Source organism: Paenibacillus sp. PastF-3, from assembly GCF_029893135.1.
In the GTDB taxonomy this organism is placed as follows: domain Bacteria; phylum Bacillota; class Bacilli; order Paenibacillales; family Paenibacillaceae; genus Paenibacillus_AQ; species Paenibacillus_AQ nitricinens.
The window spans coordinates 215,373-233,916 of sequence record NZ_JARXWM010000003.1; the positions used below are offsets into that span (position 1 = coordinate 215,373).

General features: G+C 42.7%; 18 protein-coding genes. 2 read left to right on the forward strand and 16 right to left on the reverse strand.

Translation table 11 applies throughout. From position 1 onward, the window contains the following. Window positions 1-114: 114 nt before the first annotated feature. From M2444_RS08240 to M2444_RS08260, 5 genes are all read right to left on the reverse strand, one after another. A complete protein-coding gene (locus tag M2444_RS08240) occupies window positions 115-888 on the reverse strand; it encodes an ABC transporter permease (protein ID WP_094872868.1) in 774 nt (257 codons plus the stop codon). Then, on the reverse strand, window positions 866-1,849 hold the full coding sequence (locus M2444_RS08245; RefSeq protein ID WP_094872904.1) for an ABC transporter ATP-binding protein: 984 nt from the start codon (window positions 1,847-1,849) through the stop codon (window positions 866-868). The genes M2444_RS08240 and M2444_RS08245 overlap by 23 nt, the downstream gene beginning before the upstream one ends. A 381-nt stretch (window positions 1,850-2,230) precedes the next feature. Further along, window positions 2,231-2,419 carry a hypothetical protein gene (locus M2444_RS08250; RefSeq protein WP_094872879.1) on the reverse strand — a complete coding sequence of 63 codons (189 nt, stop codon included), beginning with the start codon at window positions 2,417-2,419 and terminating at the stop codon, window positions 2,231-2,233. 67 nt (window positions 2,420-2,486) lie between these two features. After that, entirely contained in the window at window positions 2,487-3,119 is a 633-nt protein-coding gene (locus M2444_RS08255) for a nucleotidyltransferase family protein (protein WP_094872881.1), read from the reverse strand. Window positions 3,120-3,540: 421 nt separating this feature from the next. Further along, entirely contained in the window at window positions 3,541-4,425 is an 885-nt protein-coding gene (locus M2444_RS08260) for a LysR family transcriptional regulator (protein ID WP_280786696.1), read from the reverse strand. Window positions 4,426-4,536: 111 nt separating this feature from the next. On the opposite strand from M2444_RS08260, the gene M2444_RS08265 reads away from it, so the two are divergent. Then, window positions 4,537-5,922: an MFS transporter gene (locus tag M2444_RS08265; protein ID WP_280786697.1), complete on the forward strand. Its 1,386-nt coding sequence runs from the start codon at window positions 4,537-4,539 to the stop codon at window positions 5,920-5,922. A gap of 228 nt (window positions 5,923-6,150) precedes the next feature. On the opposite strand, the gene M2444_RS08270 is transcribed toward M2444_RS08265, so the two are convergent. The 9 genes from M2444_RS08270 to M2444_RS08310 all read right to left on the reverse strand — a co-directional run bounded on the left by M2444_RS08270 (window position 6,151) and on the right by M2444_RS08310 (window position 15,103). After that, a complete protein-coding gene (locus tag M2444_RS08270; protein WP_280786698.1) occupies window positions 6,151-7,083 on the reverse strand; it encodes a hypothetical protein in 933 nt (310 codons plus the stop codon). A gap of 96 nt (window positions 7,084-7,179) precedes the next feature. Continuing rightward, a complete protein-coding gene (locus M2444_RS08275; protein ID WP_094876949.1) occupies window positions 7,180-8,391 on the reverse strand; it encodes an MFS transporter in 1,212 nt (403 codons plus the stop codon). After that, entirely contained in the window at window positions 8,378-9,562 is a 1,185-nt protein-coding gene (locus M2444_RS08280) for an MGDG synthase family glycosyltransferase (RefSeq protein ID WP_094876948.1), read from the reverse strand. The genes M2444_RS08275 and M2444_RS08280 overlap by 14 nt, the downstream gene beginning before the upstream one ends. A 97-nt stretch (window positions 9,563-9,659) precedes the next feature. Continuing rightward, window positions 9,660-10,442 (reverse strand): COG4705 family protein, encoded by a 783-nt coding sequence (locus M2444_RS08285; protein ID WP_481857480.1) that lies wholly within the window; start codon window positions 10,440-10,442, stop codon window positions 9,660-9,662. 60 nt (window positions 10,443-10,502) lie between these two features. Continuing rightward, complete coding sequence (locus M2444_RS08290; RefSeq protein WP_280786700.1) at window positions 10,503-11,252, reverse strand: ABC transporter permease; 750 nt, start codon at window positions 11,250-11,252, stop codon at window positions 10,503-10,505. After that, window positions 11,227-11,982 carry an ABC transporter ATP-binding protein gene (locus tag M2444_RS08295; protein ID WP_094876947.1) on the reverse strand — a complete coding sequence of 252 codons (756 nt, stop codon included), beginning with the start codon at window positions 11,980-11,982 and terminating at the stop codon, window positions 11,227-11,229. Before M2444_RS08295 ends, M2444_RS08290 begins: the two co-directional genes overlap by 26 nt. A 321-nt stretch (window positions 11,983-12,303) precedes the next feature. Then, window positions 12,304-12,993 carry a response regulator transcription factor gene (locus tag M2444_RS08300; protein ID WP_280786701.1) on the reverse strand — a complete coding sequence of 230 codons (690 nt, stop codon included), beginning with the start codon at window positions 12,991-12,993 and terminating at the stop codon, window positions 12,304-12,306. Further along, window positions 12,968-14,455 carry a sensor histidine kinase gene (locus M2444_RS08305; RefSeq protein ID WP_094876946.1) on the reverse strand — a complete coding sequence of 496 codons (1,488 nt, stop codon included), beginning with the start codon at window positions 14,453-14,455 and terminating at the stop codon, window positions 12,968-12,970. Before M2444_RS08305 ends, M2444_RS08300 begins: the two co-directional genes overlap by 26 nt. A 15-nt stretch (window positions 14,456-14,470) precedes the next feature. Next, entirely contained in the window at window positions 14,471-15,103 is a 633-nt protein-coding gene (locus tag M2444_RS08310; protein ID WP_094876945.1) for a DedA family protein, read from the reverse strand. A gap of 84 nt (window positions 15,104-15,187) precedes the next feature. Between M2444_RS08310 and M2444_RS08315 the strand changes: the two genes are divergently transcribed. After that, window positions 15,188-16,639: a hypothetical protein gene (locus M2444_RS08315; RefSeq protein WP_094869459.1), complete on the forward strand. Its 1,452-nt coding sequence runs from the start codon at window positions 15,188-15,190 to the stop codon at window positions 16,637-16,639. Window position 16,640: 1 nt separating this feature from the next. Here the strand turns inward: M2444_RS08315 and M2444_RS08320 are convergent, their stop codons facing one another. Together M2444_RS08320 and M2444_RS08325 are read right to left on the reverse strand one after the other, a co-directional pair. After that, window positions 16,641-17,312: a response regulator transcription factor gene (locus tag M2444_RS08320; protein WP_094876944.1), complete on the reverse strand. Its 672-nt coding sequence runs from the start codon at window positions 17,310-17,312 to the stop codon at window positions 16,641-16,643. 188 nt (window positions 17,313-17,500) lie between these two features. After that, window positions 17,501-18,514 (reverse strand): zinc-dependent alcohol dehydrogenase family protein, encoded by a 1,014-nt coding sequence (locus M2444_RS08325; protein WP_280786702.1) that lies wholly within the window; start codon window positions 18,512-18,514, stop codon window positions 17,501-17,503. Window positions 18,515-18,544: the final 30 nt, after the last annotated feature.

Below are 18,544 nucleotides of genomic sequence, written 5' to 3' on the forward strand. Positions count from 1 at the left end.
CGTAAAAAATTATTAAAATTAATATAGCATATCCGATGGCCTATACCGTTACACCAATGAGTTATGGCAGGTTATAAGTATTAGCTATACCTAAAGAATAAACGTTTGTGTAGGCTAATATTGCCCGAGAAGACCTTTCTTCATGGCTATTTTCTCGCACCGATCAAACACAAAGAGCCCTAAAATCAAATACACTAGCGAATTTAATAGTAATACGCCATAATCTGATAAGGGCAACTCCGTTAGCGTAAGATTCTCTATCATCACTGTTCTTACCATATTCACGCCTTTGACGAATGGAGCAAACGCCAGAAATGGTGCGACAGATATCGGAACAAATACAAGTCCCATCAAAACGAATTGGAAAATCTGTAAAAATGCTTGAATTTGTTTCACGATAACAGCCAAACCAGCAATCATAAAACTGACCCCCACCATACTTATCATCGTAACTATAATGATTGGGATCGTAGTCATAGGATTTAAGCTCAACCACTGCCCGGAGGTCAGCATCGCACCAAAGAGTAAAAGGATCATAATAACAGACTGTAAGCCCAATTGACTGATGATCCGCGTGAGCATGATTTTCCACACGCCCAAGGGAGACATATATAACTGTTCTAACGTTCCACGCGTCGCTTCTGTGATTACCGAATAACCAATAAAATTCATCGTCATCATCGTTAAGCTCCAAAAGACCACACTTACAATGGAGTATTGAACATTCGTATCAAAGCTGGCCGGATCTCCTATGAACATAATTCCAAAAAATGCAGCCAGAAATATAATATAAAAAGTGGCTACTAACGCAATCGTGTTCGGTAGATAACGTTTCATCTCAATATATTCCTTACGAAAATTCGCATTAAATAAATGGAGCCATTTCATGAGTTCTACCTCCTTTCACAATCTGAATAAACACTTGTTCAAAATCAATCGTAATACGATCAATACTTTCCACCATGGTTCCTTCCTCTTTCAGGAGATCAAACAACTCGTAGATATCCTGCCCATGCTCTAAGTTCACTTCCACAATCGTTTCATGAGAGCTTGCTTTATAAGTACTTAAAGGGAATATACTTAACAGTTTATTCTCCTGTTCTAGGCTTAATTGCTCACCCAGCTTAATGGAATATGCCCTTGTTTCAAATAACTTAAGTAAATTCTCCACCCTGTCATCAATCACAACTTCACCTTTATTAATGATAATGGCACGGTCACACAGCTCCTGAACGACGGGCATATCATGTGAGCTAATAATGATCGTACGTCTTTCTTCCCTTACTATCGTTTTTAGAATATTACGTAATTCATAACTAACCTCAACATCCAAACCGAGCGTTGGCTCATCCAGCAAGATGACATCCGTATTAGCTAATAACGCCACAGCGATTGCCAGCTTTTGCTGCATCCCCCGGGATAATCCATTAACCAGCTCATTCTCCTTTTCTTTAAGATTGAATTGCCCTAATAATTTCTCTGTTTGATCGACTATTTGCTTCCGAGAGTACCCCCGGTTACCTGCAAAATATTCTAAATTTTCCCGTACGGTAAGACGCCAATATAAATTCCGGTTTCCCTCTAATACAGCACTAATATGCTCTAGCGCTTTCAGTCTCTTCTTGCATATATCTAAACCATTAATGGAAATAGAACCCCCATCCGATTCTAACAAACCACAAAGCATCTTTATTGTTGATGTTTTCCCAGCCCCATTGGGGCCCAATAAACCGAGAACCTCACCACGATTTACATGAAAAGAAACATTACGAACGGCATGTATTTTCTCTTTCGTCTTTCTTTTCGCATAGACCTTGCTAATCCCCTGTACCTCTATAATTTTCTCCACCTTATAACCATCCTCTCCCGTACGATTTTTAAAGAGTGATTCCATTGTTAAATTCATTTTATTTTAGAATCTAAATTTAGATAACTGGCTCCAGATGGATACTTTCTCCGTCTGGGGGATGAGAATTGGGTATGGGATGGGTAAATTTGATTTTAAGGTGCTGGTAATCGGAGGGGTTACTCTACAAGCCGGATCCTTCGCAATGTTCGGATGAATGAACTCAGTATGGGGATGGTACTTTATTCTCGATTCCTATGGCATAGTCACTACTCGGCATCAAAAGGTGCGGTTCGCGAACCTCAGCCTAATAACAACTATGACAGCCCTTGAAATTTATAAGGGCTGTCATTTTTTACGTAAATAAAACAAGCTACAACACCATTAAAAGATCCATATGAGTAAGAAAATAACTGCAATGATTGCCACCACAATTAAAAGATTGGTCACTTCGCTCCAAAATCCGGGAACACCTTGTGTATGATATTTCTGCGCATTGACATCATGGTTTGCTTTATGACCACCAGGGTCCGTCGTATTCGAACTAGGTCCTGGATTAAAAAAGTCTGACATAGAAATCAACCCCTTCCCATGATTACCAACCATATTATACCAGTATATTTCCTTTTTTATTAATAAATCACTTAGCTCCATTCATTTGAGAATAAAAATAAGGTAAGTGTTTCTTTGATAGAGCTTTTTCGATTAGTTCTTGATCGTAGCCATATTTTTGCAGTGCAGTAATAATCGCTTGTGTCCTGTCGGACCGTTGTCGTCTTAAATTAGATTCCAGTTGTATTTCTAGAGGAACCGTAGGAATAGTGTACCGTCCGATTGTTACATTCTTACAATGGTTCCAAATGAATCGTCCACCTTCCCATATCCCATCACCATCCATAGAATCAGGAATTCCCGCTGAGTTGGAGATATGAACGACTTCCACTTTGAATCCATTGATAATCCAACTTCCCTTTGTCCACGAAAAGCCCGAAGAAAAGGTCTGAGTGTATGCAGGTTCTTCTAAAGAGGATAACCAGTTCTCCCCATGAGGAAGTTCACATTTGTCTATCAGGGAATATTCCTTCAGAAGTTCTGCAAATTGTGCAATCCCTTCTTTATTTTTAGTATAAATATCAACGTCTCCCGGAGTCATTTCACAGCCCTGTAAAACCGAACCCACCGAGCCAACCAAGATCCATTCTAATTTCGAATTCACTTCCGATGAAAAATAAAGCTCACATACCTTTGACAAAGCTGTTTCCCAGCTGTTCATAATTTCACCCCAAATTGACTAGTAAGTTCGAGTACATGAAACCTTAATAACCTCAGATGCGTTAAAGAACTATACAAATTCACAGGAGGTTTTAAAAATGAGATACAGTGCTGCTGGCGCGCGAATAACCTGTCCTTGTTGTCAAAACGATACCTTTGATCTGGATTATAAACTACTTAACACAAGCGGAGCATCATTTCTAGGATTTGACTGGGCAAACAAAAACGCTGCAATCCTTATTTGTAAGAGATGCACCCATATCTCATGGTTTATGGAAGAACCAACATCAGATAATTAAACACTACCAGATTCTTCTACATCCTCATTATAAAATATATCTTTAGACCATGTGTCCTTGAGCTGGATGCAATTGTTCTTATGTATCCAGTTCAATACCTCTCGATACCCATCCTCAATTATCTTAATGCTCTTTAGATATCGCTCCGAAATATTCTACAACTACCTCACGAAATTCCAGAGCAGCTTGCGAAATATACCGGCTCTTGTGCCAAATCAAAGCAATCTCTCTTTCCAATTCATGATTCTCAACTTGGAGATATTTGATATCTTCCCGTGAATTCCTTGCCGTACTTGGAATGAAGGCTAAGCCAATTTCAGCTTCCACAAGCGCACTAAGCCTTGCAGGTTCATCCCCCTCATATACATATTTAGGCACAAATCCAACCGATTGGCACACAGAGTCTATTAAATCCCGAGTTCCATAACCACTCTTAACCCCGACGAACCATTCATCTCTCAGCTCTAACAAGGATATGCTACTTCGATTAGCCAACCGATGCCCCTTTGGAACGGCTACAAGGATTGGATCGATAAATACGATTTGGCATTCGATATCGTCCCCTTCTATAGGTGGTGAGGACAAACAGAAATCCACCTCTCCTCTATCCAAAAGTGTGATCATTTCCTGCGTGGTCAGCATCTGCACATGAAATTGAATATCAGGTCTCTTTTTTCGAAACTTGCGAAGGATATTGGGTAATGTGCTCGCGGTGGTCACCGCTAATTCAAGCGTGTTATGTTCCGGGTGAGATAAATCACTAAGCTCCTGCTTTCCCTGCTCCAATTCAAATAAAGCTCTTTCAGCACGGCGAAGGAATCGTCTGCCGAACTCATTCAATCGCAGCTTTCTCCCTACCCGATCGAACAAAGGGACCCCAAGATCCTCCTCCAAACGTTGAATCGTTCTACTTAGGGATGATTGAGTAACATGTAGATTTCGTGCAGCTTCAGTCATATGCTCCAAACGAGCTACTGCGAGAAAATATTGCAATTGCAGAAGTTCCATTTCATGCCTCCATTCATTCCTTCAAATCAATGAGATCATACCATGAAATGCGTTGGAATGAATAAACGAATTCAAGTACGATGAAATTAATAAGTAATGGGAGGCTTCATAATGAGTGTTCGCAGCAGGTGGTTAATGATTTCAGTGGGTTTGGGGATATTATTGAATCCTTTAAATTCTTCAATGGTTTCTGTTGCTATTCCAAGGCTGCAAAATGTATTCCAGCTTGACTATACAGGTGTTTCCTGGATCATTTTTTCTTTCTACATTGCAAGTAGTGTCGCTCAACCTGTCATGGGAAAAGCCAGCGATTTATTCGGCCGGAGGAAGATATTTCTTACTGGCCTTGTCGTATCCTTCATCGCAGGCTTATTAGCTCCAATATCCCCGAATTTCGGGTGGCTCATCGTGTTCCGGATTGTGCAAGCCATTGGAACAAGCATGATGGTAGCCGTTGGAATGGCCATTGTACGTATTCATATTACGGAGAAACAAGCGACAGCGCTGTCTGTTTTGTCCATATTCCTGTCCGGAGCGGCAGCCATTGGACCCTTTATTGGCGGGGTCATCATTCACTGGTGGGACTGGCCCGCTATCTTTTTCGTCAATATTCCAATCGTCGTGGCGAGCTTTCTTTTATCTTGGAGAAATATCCCTAAGGACGAACCGTCAACAACCGTTACCCGCGGGATATCCTTTCGAAATTGGTTTAATTTGATGGATGTGACAGGAATCCTGCTCTTCACGATGGGACTGATCGCCTTACTTGTTGGATTGCTCTCAGCCAAATCATCCGGGCATGTCGCATTAGTAAATGTTATTGCCCTACTAACAGGAATCGCTTTGTTAGGAGTATTCGTCCGGCATGAGTTAAAAGCGGAGTCACCCTTTATTCCTTTGCGTACCTTTGCCAAATATCCGGCGATGACTTTGGTTAATATTGAATTTATGCTCGTTAACGTACTTTTTTACTCCCTCTTTTTCGGGATTCCATCTTATTTGCAAATGGTACGGCATGTCAGTGAGTTCCAAACCGGGATTCTCATGCTAACGCTAGGATTATGCTCGTTGATTACTGCTCCAATAGCAGGACGCTGGATCGATAGATCTGGCCCCCGGCCAGCATTGCTGGTATCCGCAATACTAATGACATTGGGATCGGTGTGGCTTGTCACATTAAATCAGACTTCACCGGTTATCAGTGTATGTGTGGCATTGGCTGCCTTCGGGATTAGCAATGGGTTGAACAATGTAGGTCTGCAAGCCGCTTTGTTCCAAAGTTCTCCAAAAGAAATCATCGGTGTAGCATCGGGCTTATTTAACACATCAAGATATCTGGGAACCATCCTATCTTCCTTGTTGATAGGGATAATTATGGGAGAAAAATTCAACTTTGAGGGATTTCAAGTCCTTGGGATTATGCTCACGATCATTGCATTATCTTTGGTATTCATGAGTTGGCAGCACCGGAAGTCGGGGGAGTTCAGTAGAAGTTAAATTGATTAATTACTAATAAGTTCGCTGATTTCTTCATAAGTCATTTCAGTTGTCACTTTCGTTAACTAAAGTTTTCATTCAAACACCTCCAAATTGTGGGGCTTGCCTAGCACTAGTATATGCTAAAACAACCCTTAAACAAAGAAAGTCTCTATGACCATTCACATCATAGAGACTTTCTATTTGCAGACTTTTTACTTGTTCCACACTTATTTAATCACAACAACGTTAATCATGATGTCCGTGTTCATGATCCTCTTTCACCTGCTGCACTTGTTTACCTGTCAGGTCAATAGACTCTGTCGTAGTCGCATTGAATGCAGAGAGTTGAACATCCAGACTAGCAGCCAACGTATGGGAAGCTCCTTGCTCATCCTGACCCACAAACGTAAGATCTAACTGTTGGTGCTGAAGCGCATTGGCTGGAGTGATATCCGCATTCAGACGGATGCTTTGAATCTGTACGCCGTTCGTCATATCAATGGCTTGAAAATCAAACAGGTTCTGCTGAATAAGATCTTCTGGATCTTTCGAATCTACAGCAGTGTCTTTACCGGACTCATGATCCTTCTCTTCTGAAAGATTCTTGAACAGAACTGGGGCTAAAGCCTGCATCACTGCCGGAATTTGCGCATTATCAAGCTGCAGCGAGATATGCTTGGCACCGTCTTTATCGGTGGTAGATGTGAACTCATTCTTTAAATTACCGATCAAAGCATCCATGATTGTCTCTTCTTGGCTACTTAACCAAACGGCTTCCTTGGGTTCTGTTCCTGATTCCTGATCCTTCTTATCCTTTATATCCTGCTTTACGTAATAGATATCGGAAGCATCACTCTTCCAGACCTGTCCGTCAGGCTGACTATAGAGGCTAAGTACATGGGAACCTTGTGACCCGCTAATCTTTACAGCCCCACTAACGGCTTCATTCGCCAAGTTTGCTTTTAAGCTTCCTTGTGCCTGACTAAGAACACTGCCGTTATCTTTAAGTATCGCATCAGCTTGTACGGTAATACTCTGCATGTTCTCTGCAGTATTCTTAAGTGCCGCTTTATAATCCTCATACCCAGAGGTTCCCGCAAACGCCGTCAGTCCAGTAGCCAGCATGATAACCCCGCTAATCCCTGCTGCCCCTCCTGTGAGTAACCATTTCTTCTTCATTCTTTTTCCTTCCCTTCATTACTTATTTAGTCTTGCATATTAAGCTTAGGTGCAATTCCTAAATTCGTTGTGAAGAGTCTATTAAATAAATCTTAACTACGATACATTTGGAAGCTTCTCGATTACTCTGTTTCTGTGAATAAATAATCGGGCAGGGGATAGTAAGTAGACAACACTAATCAATCCAAACAAACAGGCACTGACTTGAAATGGCAGCAATTGATTCCCTGAGCTTCCCAGCCAGCCTCCAATTAGCGGACCAATAACCACCCCTAAACCTTCTATAGAAAACAATAAGCCCCAGCTGATCCCTACGGAATCTTCGGGAATGTAACTGGCCATTAAAGCATTCCAAGAGGGAAGTAAAGCAGCATAAGCACATCCCAGCAGAAGCGAGAGCCCAATGGCGGCGGAGAAGGAATTAATAGAAGTTAAGCCGAACAAGGCAACCGCAAATACGCCGAACCCAATCACAAGGAACCATTTACCTCCAACTTGATCAAACCATTTTCCCATGGGCACAAGAAATAGAACTACACCTGCTCCTCCCATAAATAACACGATCGACAGCTGAGAATGGGACAGACCTAAATGAGAAATAGCAAAGCTGGTTAGAAAAGGGACCAGTATCCCGCCCGCTGTAGTCTGCAGCAGCATGCCCGGGACGAGAAATCCCCCTTTCTTCACTTTGTTCCATAGAGATACAAACTGCTCGCCTACGGATATATTCACACGCTGCACCGAGACCTTGTTCATCTTCACAAGACCTACCATGATCCAGCCCGCTACAAAAAATAATCCAATGACAGCAAGGGACAGTGACAGTCCACCACCCATTAATAAATTCATCATTACGGGACCCAGACCTAGACCAGCCATCCAGTATACGTACAAGGTTCCCATCTGCTGTGCTCGTTTTTCCTCTGATACCTGGCTCATACATAGGATCCAGATCGGTGAGAATCCAGCCCCCAAGCAAGCAGAGGCTACAATAAGCATCCATGGACTATGCGTTGTCACCATCATTAACAGTCCTACGAGCCCAAGAAAGAAGCCTCCATGAAGCACGGTACGCCCAGGATATCTATCCAAGAGATAGCCAATGAAGCTTTTGATCAAGCTGTCCGTTAAATAGTGTACGGAGACCGCAATGCCAACTACTGACGTTGTAAGCCCCCAGCTCGTCAATATATAAGTGGGTAAGAACGTGATTAGGACAGCACCTCTTATCCATTCTATAAAAAAGAGAATTATTGCAAGGCGGGTAAACGTCTGCTGTTGCCTTTCTTTCTTCCTAATAATATCCATGAATCGTCTTCGCCTGCCCTTCAACAAGCATGGATTTTACTGCGGGAACAGAGGACTGACGCAATTTAATAGCCTCTAAGGCTTCGGTAACAATAGCATCCGAGGCTGATTTCCGCGAAAAGACCCTCATATGCTGTTCCCTTTCCTCTCTGTACGCCATATGCTCCAATCGCTGAAGCTGCTCTATTAACTGCTCCTCATTTCGTGCGATCTCTATCAAATGGTGCCCAGATAACCATTCTGCATTGCCTGCCTCCTGACCGGGGAGTGGTCGATAGACGATAACTGGAAGTGCTAGAGCCATCGCCTCAGTCAAGGTAATCCCGCCTGCTTTGGTCAATAGACAGGAAGCTATGCACATCAGCTCCTGCATTTCTTCCGTATAGCCCAAAATGTGAACACGAGGGTTCTCTTGAAAAAGCTCCACCGTAGCTGTTCGAAGCTTATGATTATTCCCGCATAATACAATGACATCGAAGCTTGATTGAAGCAGTACTCTTTTTATTAAACTGCTAATATCACTTAATACGCCGTAAGCCCCTGCCGCTAGTAATAGATATTGGCGATCTCCATGTAACCCATGTTTGCGTAAAAGTGCTCCACGATCCTGAGTCTGTTCAAAAGCCTCGCGAATAGGGATCCCGCTGACCACAAGCTTCTCTTCAGCAATCCCTGCTGCCATCAGAGTCGCCTTCATGCTTTCTGAAGCGATAAAATATTTCGTCGTTTGTGGGTGAAGCCACCTGCCATGAACTACATAATCCGTCATAACCGTGAATAGAGGCATCCGACCTCCTGTTGTTGATGCTAGCTCAGCTGCAGCCAAATAAGGAAAGGTATGAATAATAATATCCGGCTGTATCACGTCGATGATCCTTTGTACTTTTCGTTTGCCCATAGAATGGATGAGTCTACCCATGAACTGCTCTGGCCTCATCTTACTCGTCATTGTGTACAAGAATCCATAAAATTCTTGGGTATACCCTGTGTTGTTCAAATAGAATCTTCGGGATAGCTCATTCAAGGTAGGATGAACTGCAGCGAATAGATCCAAGGTGGTAATCCGGCTAATGCCCTGACGTCGAAATGAATGTTCGATGGCCTCGGCTACTTTCATATGCCCGTCTCCAAATGCCGAAGTAACAATAAGTACTTTAGGATCTGTGTTCATGACAAAGCTCCTTTTCTCATGGCCTCCTTTAACTCTAACTCTGAATCGTAAACGGATAGTGATGGGAGTCTTAACTGAGTATTAATTTCAATATTTTCTAAAGTGCTACCTCGTCTTTCTTTGTCTTGGTTAAATAGATCACTAACCCGAGAATAATAACAATAAAAATAATACTTGTTCCTGTCGTGCCCAGTTCCAACCCGCCTTCACTCCGGTCCTGTGAAAGATAGTCACCCAGTGATGCTCCTAATGGCCGAGTCAGAATATATGCAAGCCAGAAGGCAGTTACTGCATTTAGCTTAAAGCGATAGTAAGCGAGTGTTATCGCGCCTATCAGAGCGGCAAAAATAATTGCTGAGAGCAGGTATCCCCAGTTCAGACTTTCTGCAACTAAATCTCCAGCGGCTGTGCCTAAGGCAAAGGTAAATAGAATGGTTAGCCAGTAAAACATCTCGCGCTTTTTGGTAGTAATCGAATGGATAGATAACGTCCTCTCACTGGCATACCAGACTCCAAAGGTCAGGCTTAAGAGGATAGAAAAAACTATAGTGGTCGCCTCCAGTGATACGCCAAGATTGTCCACCAGATTGTCAGTGATGAGCGTACCCACGACACTGATTAATACAACAGCAAGCCAGTAAAGAGCAGGTACATATTTTGATGCTGACATCTGGAAGTATAGTGCTGCAATCAGCAGTCCACTCATCACCAAGGTTGTATTAGATAACCCCCAAAAGAGGTTGAAATTAAGAAAATCCGCAGCAGTTTCTCCAACAGTGGTCGCCATAATCTTAATGATCCAGAAAAAAACAGTCACCTGTGGCACCTTATTCCATACATTCCGATCTTCCGATAATAATGAACTGGTTTCCTTCACCAATCATTCCCCCTTCCTTTAGCAACACAATTGATACTCCGAGAAGTAAAAGTAGCGCTCAGGCTAAACCTCTTTCCGATCAAAGAAGAAATAGCCCACTGATAGAAATAGCAATAATCCTGAAAGTAAGAACAAGGTAGTTGTGGCAAGCCTGCCTGCGGAAATTGCATGACTTAACCATAGAGAGTACCCATTCGTATAAGAAATTATAGAAAAGGAAGAGAATCCACTTATAAAGTAAGGCACAGCCTTACCTCCGGCGAAGACAAAGATCGAGAACATTAGAAACCCACCTGTGCTGCGAAAAAATTGAGCGATGAACACAAACAAGGCTGCCAGTGAACACATCGAGAGAAATGCTGCTGTATAAGCTTTTATCAAGCTAATAATACCTACGTTCCCCATATGGATAGTTCCAAACAGAATATTACATAACGTGCTCACTATCCCTAATAGAAACAGTAGTCCTCCGATCGCAAGCCCTAGCGCAAGGAACTTAGCGGTGTACGCTCCCAATCGCGTAATCGGTTTGAGTAACGTCAGCTTCAAGGTACGAGAGGACACCTCTTGTGGAAATAGCTCAGAGATCTCTAAGAACATAAACAATGGAATTAAGAATGTTGTGCAGATTCCCAGCATCTGGACTGGATACGTGGAACCAACAGCCACAATGCCCAGAATAGGGTGAAGCGCCTGAAATAATAACATCAATAATAGTGGAATAAAGGCAGAAACAATAAAGAACATTAGGGTCTTTTTGCGGTAAATCATCAGTAGAAGCTCATTTTTAATTCCCGCTCTTAATCCCTCCATTCTCAAGCACCTCCTTTCCTTTCTTTAGCTCCGTAATGTAAAACTCCTCAAGGGATAAGCTGTCGGTCAGTAGCTCCTGTACTTCCCCCTCACGAATCAGAACACCTTGATTCAGAATCCCTACTCTATTACATAGCTGTTCCAATTCATGAATCATATGGCTGGAGATGAAAAAGGTAATTCCCTGATTAGCAGAAAGCTCTTTAACTAAAGCACGAAAATGAACAACCCCCTCAATGTCCAGCCCGTTAGTCGGCTCATCCCAAATCACTAGCTCTGGGTGATGGATGATAGAGGCAGACATGGCGAGCTTTTGCTTCATTCCTGTAGAGAAATGTCTGATTTTTTCTTTGGAGAACAAGGCGAGACCTACCGCCTCTAATACCTCGGTGATCCGTTCTGGACGAATATTCGGATAAAAGCTGGCTGTCAGCTTCAAATATTGTACAGGTGTAAGATAGTCGTAGAAATCAGCCGATTCGATCATACAGCCTACTTTCCTCATACTAGAAGAATAGGATGAACCCAGATCTTGCCCGAACAGTGAGATACTGCCGAAGCTGGGTGAAATCAGACCCGTTATTACTTTTAAGAGTGTTGTTTTCCCTGCACCATTCGGTCCAAGTAATCCGTAGATATCCCCCTTTCGAAGCTCCAAAGAAACCCCGCTAATCCCGCTGCCATTACGAAATTCTTTGGTCACTCCTGTTAGCTTGATTATGCTCTCCATCTCAGTTCCCCCTTTACTTCAATTCTTGTCCTCCATTTAACAATTCCATTTCCCTGCAATATTAGACTAAGTCGTAAATCTAAAATGCCCGTGAACAGACCCTTAAATAATTCTTAACTCCTTGTATTTTTACAAGCTTAAACGCCTTTGGCATCCTTTTAAGGACGGTAAGCGTTTATGCGAGAATTATAAGGATAAAATATAGCGTGAAACTTATACTTTCTTATAATTAAAAAAAGAAATGTCCCAGAAGCCATTAAAATGGCTAACTGAGACACCTCAAGTAGTTTGGTCAGGATAGACGTGATCGCTGGAGATGTTCTAGACATGAAAGCGATAGCCGGCACCCCAAAGGGTTTCGATATAGAGTGGATTTGCAGAGTCCTCCTCAATTTTCTCGCGGAGCTTACGAATATGGACCGTCACTGTCTGCGTGTCACCCAGAGAATCAATCCCCCATAATCGCTCAAAGAGCTGATCTTTACTGAACACGCGATTGGGATGCAGCGCCAAGAAATACAGCAGATCAAATTCCTTGGTCGTTAAGGTTACCTCCTCATCTCTTACAAAGGCACGTCTAGAATCAGGATTTAAACGCAGCCCCTTGATTTCCAATTCGTTAGTTGAGGAACCACGTCCCTTCAGCCGATCATAACGCGAAAGATGTGCTTTCACTCTGGCAACAAGCTCGGCTGGCTTAAATGGTTTTGTGATATAATCATCTGCGCCAAGACCCAGCCCACGAATAATATCAATATCCTCTAGTCTGGCGGTGACCATAAGAACCGGAATATCCAGCTCCTCACGAATTTTCTTGCAGACCTCAAATCCATTCAACTTGGGCAGCATCACATCCAGCACGATCAGATCAAATTTCCCTGTTAAGCCCATCTCCAAGCCTTTTTCTCCATCCTTTGCAATTTCCGTCTGATACCCGCTCATCTCCAAATAATCACGTTGCAGCTCAGCAATAACAGGCTCGTCTTCAACAATCAGTATGCTTCGGTTCATCTCTGATGTCTCCTTTCACAATCGGCAAGGCAATATATATAATAGTTCCTATTCCTTCCGTGCTATTCGCATAAATCGTTCCCCCATGCCCAGTGATAATCTGTTTAGCAATCGCCAGACCTAATCCACTTCCGCCAGTATGTGTGTTTCTGGACTGCTCCCCACGGTAAAAGCGTTCAAAAATATGCTCCGTTGCTTCTGGAGGAATTCCTGGTCCATTGTCTTCAATAGCCAGAATAAACTGTGTTTCTTCCTGCCAGCTGTGTACTGTGATTTTCTTTTCAAGCTTATCCATGTATTTGAGACTGTTCTGAATAATGTTGCCAAGAACGCGCTTAAAGGAATCACGATCTACAGAGACCCATACTTCCTCGCCACCTGTCATTTCTATGTTAAGGGCGACCTCTTGCTTCTCCAGCTCTACCTTTAGTTCCTCTGCCCAATCATTTAAGAAGGGTATAATTCTTACGGACTCAAAAGAAAATGGCAGCTTTTGCATATCCAGCTTGGAGTATAGAAACAATTCATTAATTAGATGATCCATTTCTCCAGCCTTGGCAGCAATCGTTCGCATATATTTTTCATTTTTTTCCGGAGAATCCGCTATCCCTTCCAAAATTCCATCCACATATCCTTTAATGGCAGTGATCGGTGTCTTCAAATCATGTGAAATGTTGGTGATTAGCTCCTTCCGGTTCGTCTCATATTGCTGCTGTACAAGGATAGACTGTTGAAGCCTGTGTCTCATTTCCTCAAAAGCCATCCCTAGCTGGCCCAGCTCATCTTTACCACTAATCTCCACCTGAAAATCCAAATCCCCTTCGGTGACTCGTTTTGTCGCTTTACGAAGTTCCAGCAAGGGACGGATTATCCGTCTGGACATATATTTTGTCAGCAATGTATGTGTCAGCACCAGAATAACCAACGTAATCAAAAACAGCGTCGGAAAGAACGTTCGCACAAATTGGACAAGAGGATCGATTGGCGTCAGAAAAAATATACTTACTGGCTTGGCATCCTTGGATAACAGATCAAACTGGCCTACTTGATACCATTCATTATTAAATTGCTGTCTAATAGGTTCTATATGCGATCTGTCTCCTTTGTATCCAGGCAAATGATCGGTTAATCCTTGTTTAAGCTTCAGATCCTCTGAAGCATACAGGATCTGGTCCTCCGAACGAATATAGACAGACGTATTTCTCTTGGTCATATCAGCGGATAATTCATTCAGGAAAGCAGTATCTGTAAGTAAATCTGTATTTTGCAAAAAAGTATGTTTAATAAGATTGCGGATATCGTTCTCTTCCATTCCTTCAAATTTACTTTCATACGTGCTCTTTAAGCTCTGCACATCCCCATGATAGACAATGCTCATTAACATAGCCGTAATGATAAGGAGAAGAAGTGGAACTACAAGCATAGCCGCATAGGATAGAAGAAATTTCCAACGTATAGACATAATGCAATACTCACCCTACCTCTTCTTGTTTCTTGATGAGCTTATCGTACGATATCTCCGTACTAACCACCATATGAGCAGGAGAAGCACAATACCGCAAATGGTATAACTAATCGGACGTATATATTGTTCTACAATACTCCAATTGTCTCCTAATCGGTAACCTAGATAGATTAACGCCAGATTCCATGGAATACAGCCCAACGCTGTAAATACAATGAATTTCCATGCCTTCATTCCAGCAATTCCTGCGGGTAGTGAAATAAATGTTCGGATAAAGGGTAACATACGTGTGAAAAACACAGTACTCTCACCATAACGGTCGAACCATCGCTCGGATTGCTCCAGATGATGCTCATTCAGGAGAATATACTTACCGTATTTCTCTAATAACCGCCTACCTCCGGCTTTCCCAATATAGTAAGCAATGATGGAACCTATTAGATTTCCAAATATCCCAGCGACAGCAACTTCCATAAAAGTAAGTGAGCCTTGCGCAACCAGCCAACCGCCGCTGAGCATTATCACTTCACTGGGAATCGGGATACAGGCACTCTCTAGGATCATCCCTAACCATATGCCCCAAATTCCCATCGTATTGACAAGGTGGAGCGCAGTTTCAGATATCCAAGTTAATAATTGATGCATGAGTGTTCACTCCGCTTCATAAATTTTACTATTCCTTAAGAATGTAACGCTATAATTGAACTAAAAGTCGGGGGAAGTACCATAATGAAAAAATTACAATCACCTAAGTTTTTATATGGTCTATTCGTAATAGCTATTATACTGCTGATGATTCCCAAATTCTCTTATAATGATCCTGATACTTTCTGGCACATAGAGTTAGGACAATATATGATAGAGCACGGACAAATCCTGCATCATGCCATACATACTTTTTACGGAGATAAGCTGCCCTATGTCCCTCATGAATTCGGATTCCAACTACTCGTTGCTCCGCTTTATGCTGCATTTGGATGGCCAGGGGTGTATATTTTGACCGCTGTTTGTTTGTTCTTTTTAGTACTCGGTTTGCTTCGGTTAGGGAAAGTGTCCCGCAAAGAGCTAGGACTTCAACAAGACCATGTGCTGATGCTCCCTTTTGTACTGCTAATTACCTGCTGGATTTACTACAATTATTTCAAGGGTCGTCCGCAGATGATCTCCTCGTTTATGATTGTCTGGTTCTTCGTTTATTTACGGGAATACCAGATGACAGCTCATAAGAAATACGCCGCTGCAATGGTTGCACTTTCTATAGCTATCGCCAACTTTCATGCAGGGGTATGGCTTGTAACAGCTGTATTTACAGGAATGGCTCTGCTAGAATCCTTGATTAATAAAACGCTCCATTGGCGTAAAATCACAGTCTTTGTTCTAGTCTGGTTAGCTGGCCTTCTAAATCCTGGAGGTGCAAAAAGCCTCTTATTTATTTTGACTGTTACGAAAAAGAACTTTAACCTGCTGATCAACGAATGGCAGCCTATTCAGTTCAATAGCTTGGAGAATCTACCCATTCTACTCTTGCTTCTGTTCTTTGCCTGTACGCTTCCTTTCGCACTCCAACGTAAACCATTCCGCTTCTTTCTCATGCTTGGGATTCTCTATCTCGGCGTATCGAACTTCAAGCAGAACCTGTTTATGTGGCTATTTGTTCCTTATTTTGCGGCCGTGTTCTTTGATGCGCTTCCTTACTTCCGTAAACCCGTTGTTCTGTTCCGTCAAAGCACCTTACGACTATGGCTTGCGATAGGACTACTCCTAAATATTGTGTATATATTCTTTGTACCCCCTGTTATTGATGCAAATAATTATCCTGTGAATGAAATGAACTATATTATGCAGCATACCCCTGAAGGTACTCGTCCAAAGGTTCTTGCCCGCTATGGTTCATCCGGGTATGTGATGTTTCGAGGTGGAGATGTGCTGTGTGATGGCAGACAGGACCCCTTCGTTACGCAGGCTTCACTTGGTACATTGGGCTGGACTGCTTTTGAGCGTTCCATGTACGGGTTCTCTGAGTATCTTCCTGAAATTGTAGACTATGATCATCCCGATTATGTAATTACCGGCAATGGAGTCTCACATAAGCTTTTTAATGAATGGTCACAAAAATTCGGGCAGCCCGTATATACAGGGACCTATGGAAGTGTCTTCTCGTTCATCAAATCTACGGAGTAACTCATTTACGAATCACATATCCGAGGCCGCGCATCGTCTGCACAATGCTTGGTTGTCCCACCTCATCAATTTTACTCCTAAGGTAGCTGATATACACGTCGACTACCTTAATATCCACCTCGGAATCATATCCCCATACGGTTTCGAGCAGCATCTCCCGGGTCATTACTCTGCCCCTATTCTCCATTAGCACTAATAGTATTTCGAATTCCCGTTTCGTTAAATTAACAAATATCTTCTTCTTTCTCAGCGCTCGGCCGTCAATGTCCATCTCCAAATCGCGAAATATTAGCATCCGTCCTGTGTTAAAAGTACCTGCCCTTCTTAACAGTGATCTCATTCGTGCCAGCAGCTCTTCCATAGCGAATGGTTTCAGAATGTAATCATCCGCTCCGCTATCCAGACCTCTGACTTTATCCGCGAGCCCCGCTTCCTCTGCAAGGATTATGATTGGTGTTTGTTTAGTTTCCCTTATTCTTTTGCACATCTCTGCGCCACTAAGGCCTTGAACCATTACATCCAATAAAATTATATCCCACTCTTCTTCTCGAGCTAATTGTAGACCTTGAAGTCCGTCGTGCGTAACAGTGATGGAGTACGATTCATGTGACAACTTCAGTTCCATACATTTAGCTGAACTCTGCTTTTCTTCTATCAATAGTATTTTGTTCATAGGCTTCCTCTCCATGTATGACATTTATCAAAGCTTTATGTCTGAGGTTGTATTGCCATTCTACTCGCTATCTATTAAATATTTATTAACTCCTTCTATCGGGGACCCGCTTAAAGCGCACAAAAAAACGATGACCTATGGCAAATAGCCAACAGTCATCGTTCTTGTACGCTTACTATGATTCAATACTACCTCTCGCGCATAATAACCCCTTTAGAAACACGCAGTTTTGGATATTCGCCCATGATTTCCGGTATATCTTTCAGCGAAAACTGATGGCTAATCAACGACTCAATCTGAACGATCCCCTTTTCAATTAACGCAATCGATTCCTCATGGGTATATGGATTAATGAACGAGCCCATGATGTTCAACTCTTTTGTAAAAATTTCGAATGGTGAGACTTGAATCAACGTGTCCGGGGAAGCAACACCAAACATTAATACTTGTCCACCCTTACGTGATGCCTTAACCGCCAGCTCCATGGAATCCGCCCGGCCGACACATTCGATGACAATGTCAAATTGATGATGGAGAGCTTCCATCACACCTTCTGCTGTAGGAGATACGGCTTCATCCGCGCCTAATTCGACTAATCGGTCATGTTTGAACACCTCTGGCTCACTGACAATAATCCCTTTAACACCCGCAGCTTTGACGAGCTGCAAGAACAATTGACCAATAAAACCTCCGCCGATAATCAGGACTTGAAGTGACGGACGAATATCCAGCTTCTTATAACCGTGAAGCACACAACCTAGAGGTTCAATCATTGCTCCTTCGATCCAGCTCATTTCATCAGGTAGCAAGTAACAGTTCGCTACAGGAACAACACAATACTCGCCCATGCCACCGTCACGAGTCACCCCAACAGCCTGCAAGTTATCGCATAAATGTACCTTTCCATTCCGGCAAAAATAACAGTTTCCACAATAGATGTTCGGATCAACCGATACACGGTCCCCCACTTGCAAGGTCGTAACCTCATCACCCACAGCCACTATTTCGCCCGCAAGCTCATGTCCTAACACAATCGGAGCTGTCACTTCAGCAGACCCTGGGTATCCATGATAAATATGCTGATCTGTACCACAGATCCCGCAGCATTTCACACGAAGTTTAACTTCTTTGGAGCCCACAGCCGGGGCTTCCCAGTCCGTAAATTCAATATGCTTCTTCCCTTGAAATACAGCCGCCTTCATATTAGCTCATCTCCTTAAATCCAAGTTTTT